The 8,509-nt window shown below is 74.9% G+C and carries 9 protein-coding genes; 4 read left to right on the top strand and 5 right to left on the bottom strand.

Going from position 1 to position 8,509, the window contains the following annotated elements; translation table 11 throughout:
* Positions 1-230: 230 nt before the first annotated feature.
* Positions 231-644: an ABATE domain-containing protein gene (locus IE99_RS0127850; protein WP_245623370.1), complete on the top strand. Its 414-nt coding sequence runs from the start codon at positions 231-233 to the stop codon at positions 642-644.
* 12 nt (positions 645-656) lie between these two features.
* Here the strand turns inward: IE99_RS0127850 and IE99_RS0127845 are convergent, their stop codons facing one another.
* The 3 genes from IE99_RS0127845 to IE99_RS0127835 are packed head-to-tail and all read right to left on the bottom strand — an operon-like array spanning position 657 to position 3,682.
* Positions 657-2,324, bottom strand: a complete 1,668-nt coding sequence (locus IE99_RS0127845; protein WP_084220027.1) for an MFS transporter — start codon at positions 2,322-2,324, stop codon at positions 657-659.
* 13 nt (positions 2,325-2,337) lie between these two features.
* Entirely contained in the window at positions 2,338-2,886 is a 549-nt protein-coding gene (locus IE99_RS0127840; protein ID WP_037560204.1) for a TetR/AcrR family transcriptional regulator, read from the bottom strand.
* Positions 2,887-2,932: 46 nt separating this feature from the next.
* On the bottom strand, positions 2,933-3,682 hold the full coding sequence (locus IE99_RS0127835; protein ID WP_037560203.1) for a YqjF family protein: 750 nt from the start codon (positions 3,680-3,682) through the stop codon (positions 2,933-2,935).
* A 58-nt stretch (positions 3,683-3,740) separates the two neighbouring features.
* On the opposite strand from IE99_RS0127835, the gene IE99_RS0127830 reads away from it, so the two are divergent.
* The 3 genes from IE99_RS0127830 to IE99_RS0127820 all read left to right on the top strand — a co-directional run bounded on the left by IE99_RS0127830 (position 3,741) and on the right by IE99_RS0127820 (position 5,444).
* Positions 3,741-4,037, top strand: a complete 297-nt coding sequence (locus tag IE99_RS0127830; RefSeq protein ID WP_030177234.1) for a hypothetical protein — start codon at positions 3,741-3,743, stop codon at positions 4,035-4,037.
* 130 nt (positions 4,038-4,167) lie between these two features.
* Positions 4,168-4,638: a DUF2243 domain-containing protein gene (locus IE99_RS0127825; RefSeq protein ID WP_030177233.1), complete on the top strand. Its 471-nt coding sequence runs from the start codon at positions 4,168-4,170 to the stop codon at positions 4,636-4,638.
* On the top strand, positions 4,638-5,444 hold the full coding sequence (locus IE99_RS0127820; RefSeq protein WP_030177232.1) for a cytochrome c oxidase assembly protein: 807 nt from the start codon (positions 4,638-4,640) through the stop codon (positions 5,442-5,444). Before IE99_RS0127825 ends, IE99_RS0127820 begins: the two co-directional genes overlap by 1 nt.
* A 16-nt stretch (positions 5,445-5,460) precedes the next feature.
* Here IE99_RS0127820 and IE99_RS0127815 read toward each other — a convergent pair whose 3' ends face one another.
* Positions 5,461-6,027, bottom strand: a complete 567-nt coding sequence (locus tag IE99_RS0127815; RefSeq protein ID WP_030177231.1) for a hemerythrin domain-containing protein — start codon at positions 6,025-6,027, stop codon at positions 5,461-5,463.
* A 62-nt stretch (positions 6,028-6,089) separates the two neighbouring features.
* Positions 6,090-8,483 carry a putative bifunctional diguanylate cyclase/phosphodiesterase gene (locus IE99_RS30840; protein ID WP_051713432.1) on the bottom strand — a complete coding sequence of 798 codons (2,394 nt, stop codon included), beginning with the start codon at positions 8,481-8,483 and terminating at the stop codon, positions 6,090-6,092.
* Positions 8,484-8,509 lie beyond the last annotated feature (26 nt).

The following is an 8,509-nucleotide window of genomic DNA, read 5'->3' as shown; positions in this document are numbered from 1 at the left end:
GGTGTGCTTTGGGGGCGGTTGCCCCGACACCTCAAGACTCCGGTGACGCAGGGTGATGTTCTGGTTTCGTACGGGTGCGGGACGGTTGCGCCGCCCCCGGTTCCCCTCAAGTCCCAGAACCGGGCGCGGGGAGGGCCGGTCCCAGCGGGAGCCTTGGCGGCCCCGCCGGACCTCGGTGATGTTCGTCCCCCGCTTCAGCCGGCCGCCGAGCAGGCCGCGCCGATCGTCAGGTGAGCTGGAGGCGGCCGGCCAGGCCGGCGATGGTGAAGGCGGCCGCGAGGTCCTGCGGTCTCGGTGCCCCAATCGAGGGACGTCCCGCGCCCGCGGGCGCCATCGACGCCGTCGACGACGCGCTGACCCGCGCCCCCGCCTCCGCTCTGCTGCGCTGGGACCCGGGCCTCGGCCTGCACCGCGCCGCCTCCCACCCCACCGCGCAGATCGTCGACCACGCCCTGGCGACCCTCGCCGCCGGCGCCGCCGACCTGCTCACCGGCCCCGACGCCGCACGCCTCACCGCCTGCGGCTCCATCCCCTGCAACCGTTACCTGCTGCGGCACGGCCGGCGGCACTGGTGCTCGGTCCGCTGCGGCGACCGCGCCCGCGCCGCCCGCGCCTGCGCCCGCCGGAACCGGACCGGGCGGTAGAGGCCAGAGGCGCTACGACGGTCGAGCGGGCGGCTTCACCGGCCTCGGTTGGACGGGCTCCGCTCCACGGTCCTCGTGCGCGGCGCCCCCGGCGAGGCTGCCGATGAGCGACGCCTCCACGGGATCGGGCGCCGGACGGTTCGAGGTGACGAGGGCGGGGGTGCCGCGGCCTGGCCTGAGGAGGAACCAGGCCGCCGCGGCGGTCGCCAGCAGGAGGGCGGCGCTGATGGCCGTGGTGACGCGGAGGCCCTCGACGAAGGCGTCCTGAGCGGCGAGCAGGAGCGCGCGTCCCTGGTCACCGCCGACCGCCGAGGCCGCCTCGGCCGCGCCGCCGAGGGAGGCGCGCGCAGCGTCCGCGATCCCGGCGGGGGTGCCGGGCGGCGGCGTGAAGTCCTGGTAGACGCCGGTCACGATGGAGCCCAGCAGGGCGATGCCGAGGGCTGCGCCCAGCTCGTAGGCGGTCTCCGCGACGGCGGACGCGGCGCCCGCCTGCTTGTCGGGCACGCTCGAGACGATCACGTCGGACGTGGTGGCGAAGGCGAGGCCCGCGCCGACGCCGACCAGGAGCAGCGCCGCGAACAGCAGGCCGTAGCCGGTGTCGCGTTTCAGGCCGGTCAGCAGGACCAGGGCCAGACCGATGCAGGCCAGCCCGCCGGCGACGACGGCGCGGACGGACGTGCGGCGGACCGCCGGCCCCGCCAGCAGGCCGGTGACCACCGCGCCCGCCGTGGCGGGCAGTTCTGCCAGGCCCGCCTGGAGCGGCGAGCGGCCCTGGACGAGCTGGAGGTACTGGGACAGGAAGAACACCAGGCCGGTCAGGCCCAGGACGGCGAACAGGTCGGCGGCCACGGCCGCGGAGAAGGCGCGGTGACGGAACAGCCGGACGTCGATCAGCGGAGAGGCCAGGGTCCGCTGCCGCCGGACGAACCAGACCAGGGCGGCGGCCCCGAGCAGGCCCGCCGCGACGGCCGCGGCCGACGGGCCGTGCGCGGCGGCCTCCTTGATCGCGTACACCGCGCCGAGCATGCCGACCAGGGACAGCGCGACGCTGGGCACGTCCCACGGTCCGGGCGCCGGGTCCTTCGACTCGGGCAGCAGCCGGGCGCCGGCCACGACCAGCGCCACCATCACCGGCAGGTTGATCAGGAACACCGAACCCCACCAGAAGTGCTCCAGCAGCGCGCCGCCGACCGCCGGGCCGAGGGCCGCGCCGGCCGAGGCGCCGGACGTCCAGATGCCGACGGCCAGGGAGCGCTCGCGCGGGTCGGTGAAGATGTTGCGGATCAGCGCGAGCGTGGACGGCATCAGCGTCGCGCCCGCCACGCCGAGCAGGGCACGCGCCGCGATCATCAGCTCCGCGCTGGGGGCGTAGGCGTTGAGCAGCGAGGCGGCGCCGAACGCGGCGGCACCGGTGAGCAGCAGCTTCTTGCGGCCGATGCGGTCGCCGAGGCCGCCCATGGACACCAGCAGGCCCGCAAGGACGAACGAGTAGACGTCCCCGATCCACAGCAGCTGCGTGCCGGACGGCTCCAGGTCCTCGCTGATGAAGGGCGTGGCCAGCCCCAGGACGGTGGCGTCCACCGCCACCAGGAGCACGGCCAGCACGAGCACGCCGAGCGCGGCCCAGCGGCCGGGGTGCCCGCCGTCCCGCTCGGAGGCCGGTCGTTGCGCGGTCGTCATGCTCTGCTCGTTCTCAGGGGGTCGGGCGTTCGATGCCGCCCAGCAGGAGCCGGCTGATCATCGCGGTGTAGTCGCGGGGCGCGGACGTGCCGGTCCGGATGGCCCAGGCGGCGGACGCGATCAGGCCGTACAGGGCCTCGGTGAGCCACTCGGGGGACAGGTCGACGCGGAACTCGCCCGATTCCCGGCCGCGCGCGAACAGGGCGGTGATCCGGGCGTCGATCCGCGCCCAGCCCGCGTGGACCTCCTCGCCCTCGAAGAGCTGGTTCTCGGTGGACAGGAAGGCCAGGAAGCCCGCGACCGGGCGGCTGGCGTCGACCAGGCGGACCAGCGCCTCGGCGGCGGGCCCCTCCTCGGGCCGCGCCGCGTCCAGGACCTCCTCGAGCTGGCGGAGGCCGAGTTCCTCCAGCGCGAGGATGAGGCCGTCCCGCCCGGCGAAATGCCGGTGCAGGGTGGCGCGGCTGATACCGGCGGCCTTGGCGATCTCGTCCTGGGACGCGGTCGCCTTGCGCGAGAGCAGCTCGGCGGCGCACCGCAGCACATGGTCATGATCCAACGACATGAGGCAAGAGTACCTCATATGAGACATAGATGTCTCATATGAGACGTCAGTCAGGCAGCATGGGGAGGGGCAGGCCGCTGCGGGGATGGACCTCGGGGGCGTAGAGGACGCTCGTCGGCGGACCGGGCGGCGGGGGGACGCCCAGTGCGGCGAAGAGACCCCCGTCGGTGAAGTCCACCAGTTCGGCTGATCGGAGCGGCCAGGGCTCGTGGGCGAACGGCAGGTACAGCGGCAAGCCGTACCAGGCGGTGTGGGTGCCCCAGCGGGCGGTGATGAACTCGGCCGTGGCGTCGGGCTCGTGGAGCGCCCCCGTCCGCACGGTGAAGGTGAGCCCCGCGCCGACGGGACCCGGGAAACGGCGGGACGAGCTGTAGGCGACGGTGTCGCCGTGCCGCCGCCGGACGACCCGCGACCAGGAGTAGGGCAAGCGCAGCAGGGCGCGCGCACCGGTGACGACGGGCAGCCGCCCCGCCTCCATGGCGAGGAACGCGGTGCTGCGGCGGCCATCGTCTCCGATGGTGTAGATCCGCACGTTGAGCTCGTCGAAGTCACCGAGGCGGGACAGCGGGACCACGCCGCCGACCCGGGTGCCGGTCAACCGGAGGCCGACCACGCCCAGCCAGGTGCGCCCGTCCCGGACGTCCAGCCGGGCTCCGCGCGGGACCAGCGGCTCCAGGTCGCCGGGATCGTAGGGCCAGTGCAGGAAGACGACGTCGCGCCATGTCTGGGTGGACGCGGCGAACCGGATGCGGCGCGGCGGCGAGGCGGTGATCGGTTCCGGCGGTCTGCGGGTCATGGGTCACGGCTACCCGCCGCCCGCGGGACGACGCGCCGATTCCGGGCACATGCCCGGCATGGCCAGAACGAGACAGGCGGCGGTGGCGGCATCCGGTACCTGGACGGACCCGGACGGGGTGCGCATGCCCGACGGGGAGGTCCACGCCTGGACGCCGGGGACGAACCAGACGCTGTGCGGGGTCCAGCTCAGTCGTGCGCGGCTCAACCGGTTCCCGCACGTGCCGTGGAAGGAGGTCCTACCCGAGTCGGGAGGCGCCGCCGACCAGGTCCGGCGGGTGTGCCCGCGGTGCGCCGCCGCCATGGGGCACCGGAGCGGCGAGCGCCGCTGGAGCCGCGTGTCGCCGCGCCCGTGATCGGCCCGGGCATGGTGCCGCGCCGCACGCGCCGTCCCGGGCGGTGGTGATTGATCGCCCTGCCGCCGGGTAGGCGTGCCTACCGATTCGGGGGCTGTCGGGGGAACATCGGTGAAGGGACGCCCAGATCATGCCGCCGTCGAGTATCAGCCGGTCGCCGGGCCCGCAGCCGGGACGGTCGATGGCGGCCGCCGCGCTCATCGGGGCCGCGGTGATGGCCGCCGTGGACGAGATCGTCTTCCATCAGCTGCTGGGCTGGCACCACTTCTACGACCGGTCGACGCCCGCGGTCGGGCTGCTGACCGACGGGCTCCTGCACACCGCCGAGCTGCTGGGCCTGGTGGCGGGCTTCGTGCTGTGGGCGGATCTGCGGCGCCGCCGGACGCTGGCGCCTGCGCACGCCTGGGCGGGGCTCCTGCTCGGCGCCGGCGGGTTCCAGCTCTTCGACGGCGTCGTCGACCACAAGCTGCTCCGCCTCCACCAGATCCGCTACGGCGTCCCGGACCTGCTCCCCTACGACCTGGCCTGGAACGCCGCCGCGCTGCTGCTCCTGGCCGCCGGAGGGGTCCTGGCCGCCCGCGCGTCCCGCCGGGAACGGTGATGCACGACCACCACGGCCCCTCCGCCGGCACCGGGCCGGACGCGGGGACGCTCCTCGCCGTCGCGCTCATCGCGCCGGTCGCGGTGTACCTTCTGGCCGCCGCGCGGTTGCGGCGGCGCGGCGACGCCTGGCCGTGGACGCGGGACGCCTCCTTCTCCGCCGGTGCCGTCGCGCTGGCCTGCGCCGCGCTGGGGGCGCCGCCCGGTGGGCCGTTCACCGCGCACATGGGCGGGCACCTGCTGGCCGGCATGATCGCGCCGCTGCTGCTGATCCTCGGACGGCCCCTGACCCTCGCGCTGCGCGTGCTCGGGCCCGGCCGCGTCCGGCGCGCCCTGGCCGGCGCGGGCGGGCTCCGGGCCGTCCGGTGGGCGATGTTCCCGCCGGCGGCGGCGGCCCTGGACGTCGGCGGGCTGTGGGTCCTGTACCGGACGCCGCTGCTGGCGGCCGCCCATGACCGGCCCGCCCTGCACGCCCTCGTCCACGTCCATGTCGTGGCCGCCGGGATCCTGTTCGCCTTCTCGATCTGCCGGCTGGACCCGGTGCGGCACCGGTGGGGCCTGCCGCTGCGCGCCGCGACCCTGCTGGCCGCCGGTGCCGGCCACGCCGTCCTCGCCAAGACCCTGTATGCCGCGCCGCCGCCCGGCGTGCCGGTGGCCGCCGACGACCTGCACGCCGCCGCCCGGCTCATGTACTACGGCGGTGACCTGGTCGAACTGGCCCTGGCGTGCGTCCTGGCGGTCTCCTGGTACCGCGCGCAGGGACGTGCCCGCGCCCGCGCGGAACGCCGTGCGGCGGTCGCCGGGTGAGCCGGGATGCGACCGGTCAGTGCCCGCCGCGGCCGGTGAGGTGGTCGCGGACCCGGTCGACCAGGCCGGTGCCGGGGGCCAGGAGCTTGTTCAGGGGCGGGGTGTCGGGCGCCATCGGGTGCGGGCGGGTCGGCGCCGTGCGCTTGGCGGCCTGCACCTTCTCGCCCAGTTCCAGGAGCTCGTCCCGGGTGGCGTGGGACGCCAGGGCGGGCAGCAGGTTCGTCTCCTCGTCCTGGATGTGGGCCGACACCTCCTGGACGAGGTGCCGCACCAGCGCGGGGAACTCGGCGTGCCCCGCGTCGGTCTTCTCCAAGTCCTTCAGGAGCCGCTCGACCCGGCCGTGGTCGTCGATCTCACTGTCGGCCATCGCGTCCCCGCCCGGGACGTGCCAGCGGACGGCCGGGTACAGGTGCATCTCCTCCGCCACCGAGTGCCGCACCAGCTCGATGGTGACGTCGTCGACGATCCGCCTCCGCTCGGCCGGGTCGACCGCGGCCGTCAGCTCCCGGAACATGTCCTCGACCTCACGATGGTCGTGGGTGAGCACCTCGATCACATCGCGCCTGTCCGCCACCTTCACCATGCCGCCGCTCCTTCCCGAGTGATGACCGATCCGGCGATACCCGGGAAGGGCGGCAGCACACCTCAGGCGACGTCGGCGGCGGCCGGGTCGGTGAGCTCGTCGAACTCCTCGACCGGGAGCGGGCGGTTGAACAGGTAGCCCTGGCCGCTGTCGCACTGCTCGTCCAGCAGGATGTCCAGCTGGACCTGGTCCTCGATGCCCTCGGCGACCGTCTCGATGCCGAGGGACCGGCCGAGTTGGACGAGGCTGCGCACCAGCGTGCCCGACGCCGCGTCCTCGGTCATCCCGCCGACGAACGACCGGTCGATCTTCAGGATGTCGACCGGGAGCCGGTGCAGGTGCGTCAGCGACGAGTAGCCGGTGCCGAAGTCGTCGATGGCGACCCGGACGCCCAGCGTCCGCAGCACCTCCAGCACGAGGCCGGCGTCCTCGACGTCCCCGATGACCGCGGTCTCGGTGACCTCGATCGTGAGCGCGGCGGGGTCCAGCCCCGTGTCGGCGAGCACCGCCTGCACCTCGGCGACGAAGTCGGCGCCCGCGTCGAGCTGGCGGGCGCTGATGTTGACCGCGATCCCGAGCGGGCGGCCGGCGTCCTGCCAGCGGGTCGCCTGCGCGCACGCCTCCCGCAGCACCCATCGTCCGATCGGGACGATCAGCCCGGAGGACTCCGCCACCGGGATGAACTCGCCCGGCGACACCATGCCGCGGACCGGGTGACGCCACCGCAGCAGCGCCTCCGCCCCGGTGATCCGGCGGGACCGCAGGTCCAGGATGGGCTGGTAGTACAGGACGAACTGGCCGTCGTCGAGGGCGTCCCGCAGGTCCGCCTCCAGCTCCAGCTCCCGCTGCCGCCGGCTGCTCATCCCCGGCTCGAACACCCGGTAGCGGCCCTTGCCGGACTCCTTGGCCTGGTACAGCGCCAGGTCGGCGTCCCGCAGCAGCTCCTCGGCGGTGCCGGGAGGACCGGCGGCGATGCCGACGCTGACGCCGACCCGCACACCGCGGGCGTCGGCGCCCTCCAGCGCGAACGGCTCCGAGAGCACATGGACGAGCCGTCCCGCGACCACCTCCGCGCCCTCGCCGTACGCGTCGCCGTCCAGCAGCACCACGAACTCGTCGCCGCCGAGCCGGCCGGCCCGGTCGCCCTCGCGCAACTCGCTCGTCACCCGGCCCGCGACCGCGCGCAGCAGCCGGTCGCCGACCGCGTGCCCGAGGGTGTCGTTGACGGCCTTGAACCCGTCCAGGTCCAGGAACAGGACGGAGATCGCGCCGCCCCGGTCCAGGGTGGCGGACAGCATTTCCATGATCTGCGCCCGGTTCGGCAGCCCGGTGAGGGCGTCGTGGCCGGCCTGGAACCGCAGTTCCTCCGTCTTGTTCTCCACCAGCCGCAGTGCGCGGTGTCGTCCCCGCGTCAGCATGTGCAGGAACCCGGCCAGGAGCGCCGAGACGAGCAGGCCCATCCCGATCACCGTCCAGAACTGGCCGTCGGCCGACATGCCCGGCGGCACCGGCGTTCCGCTGATCCGCACCGCCCACTGGCCGCCGGACCCCGCCGGGAACTCGCGGACCGCGGCGCCGTCGCGCGGCGCCGCGCCGCCGTCCGCCAGGATCAGCGGTGCCAGCGCCGGCGCCGGCTGGTACAGCAGCTCCACGCGCAGGTCGCGCCGGCCGCCCAGGCTCTGGTCGATGATCTCGTCGGCGTCGAAGGTGCCGGCGACCACGCCGCGCAGCGCCGCCCGCCGCTGGGCGACCGTCATGGCGGAGGGGTCGCCGGTGTAGACGGGCGCGGCCAGCGCGAACACGTTCGTCTGAGAGTCCAGGCGGGTGCCGCCCATGGTCGCGGTGTCGCCGAGCAGGCGGTAGCCGTCCTTGGCCATGACGGCCGTGTCGAAGCCGGGCGCGGCCTTGCCGGCGCACATGTCGTAGCCCCCCGGGATCGCGGCGGCGCCCCGCGGGATCGTGCTGAGCCGCGCCAGGCAGTACACCTCGCGCGTGCCCGCCGGCACCACCGCGACGTTCCGGGACGCGGCCGACGACGGCAGCGGAGGGTCGGCGAGCAGCACCCGCTGGAACTCCGCCAGCTTCGCGTGCGGCACCATCTGGATGAGGGCGTACCCGACGCCGCCGGGGTAGCGGCCGAACGCCTCCGTGGCGGACGCCCACCGGGCGAACTCCCGGTTCGTCATGTCCGGACGGGTCCCCAGCGTGCCGCGCAGGATCGTCATGAAGTCGACGTGCCGCTGCAGCAAGACGGTCGTGGTGGCCGCGACGCTCGCGATGGTCGCGTCGGCCCGGTTGCGCTCCTGCACCTGGACGCTGGAGCGCCGCGCGGCCGCGGCACCCACCGTCCCTGCCAGGCACACCGCCAGGACGGCCCACACGGCGAGGGACAGCCAGCGCCCGTCGGCGCGCGTCCGCGCCGAGCCCCGATTCCCGGCCCGTAGGAACATCGCCATGCCTTCCCCAGATCCCCGGCCGTGCG

This window comes from Spirillospora albida (assembly GCF_000718255.1).
GTDB classification, from domain to species: domain Bacteria; phylum Actinomycetota; class Actinomycetes; order Streptosporangiales; family Streptosporangiaceae; genus Spirillospora; species Spirillospora albida.
Note: the sequence above shows the minus strand (reverse complement) of the source record. Positions and strands in the feature narration are given on the sequence as shown.

Excerpts from the sequence above, each read along its gene's own strand:
- IE99_RS30840 (WP_051713432.1), bottom strand. The coding sequence starts at position 8,483 with ATGGCGATGTTCCTACGGGCCGGGAATCGGGGCTCGGCGCGGACGCGC.
- IE99_RS0127820 (WP_030177232.1), top strand. The coding sequence starts at position 4,638 with ATGCACGACCACCACGGCCCCTCCGCCGGCACCGGGCCGGACGCGGGG.
- IE99_RS0127825 (WP_030177233.1), top strand. The coding sequence starts at position 4,168 with ATGCCGCCGTCGAGTATCAGCCGGTCGCCGGGCCCGCAGCCGGGACGG.
- IE99_RS0127835 (WP_037560203.1), bottom strand. The coding sequence starts at position 3,682 with ATGACCCGCAGACCGCCGGAACCGATCACCGCCTCGCCGCCGCGCCGC.
- IE99_RS0127845 (WP_084220027.1), bottom strand. The coding sequence starts at position 2,324 with ATGACGACCGCGCAACGACCGGCCTCCGAGCGGGACGGCGGGCACCCC.
- IE99_RS0127830 (WP_030177234.1), top strand. The coding sequence starts at position 3,741 with ATGGCCAGAACGAGACAGGCGGCGGTGGCGGCATCCGGTACCTGGACG.
- IE99_RS0127840 (WP_037560204.1), bottom strand. The coding sequence starts at position 2,886 with ATGTCGTTGGATCATGACCATGTGCTGCGGTGCGCCGCCGAGCTGCTC.
- IE99_RS0127815 (WP_030177231.1), bottom strand. The coding sequence starts at position 6,027 with ATGGTGAAGGTGGCGGACAGGCGCGATGTGATCGAGGTGCTCACCCAC.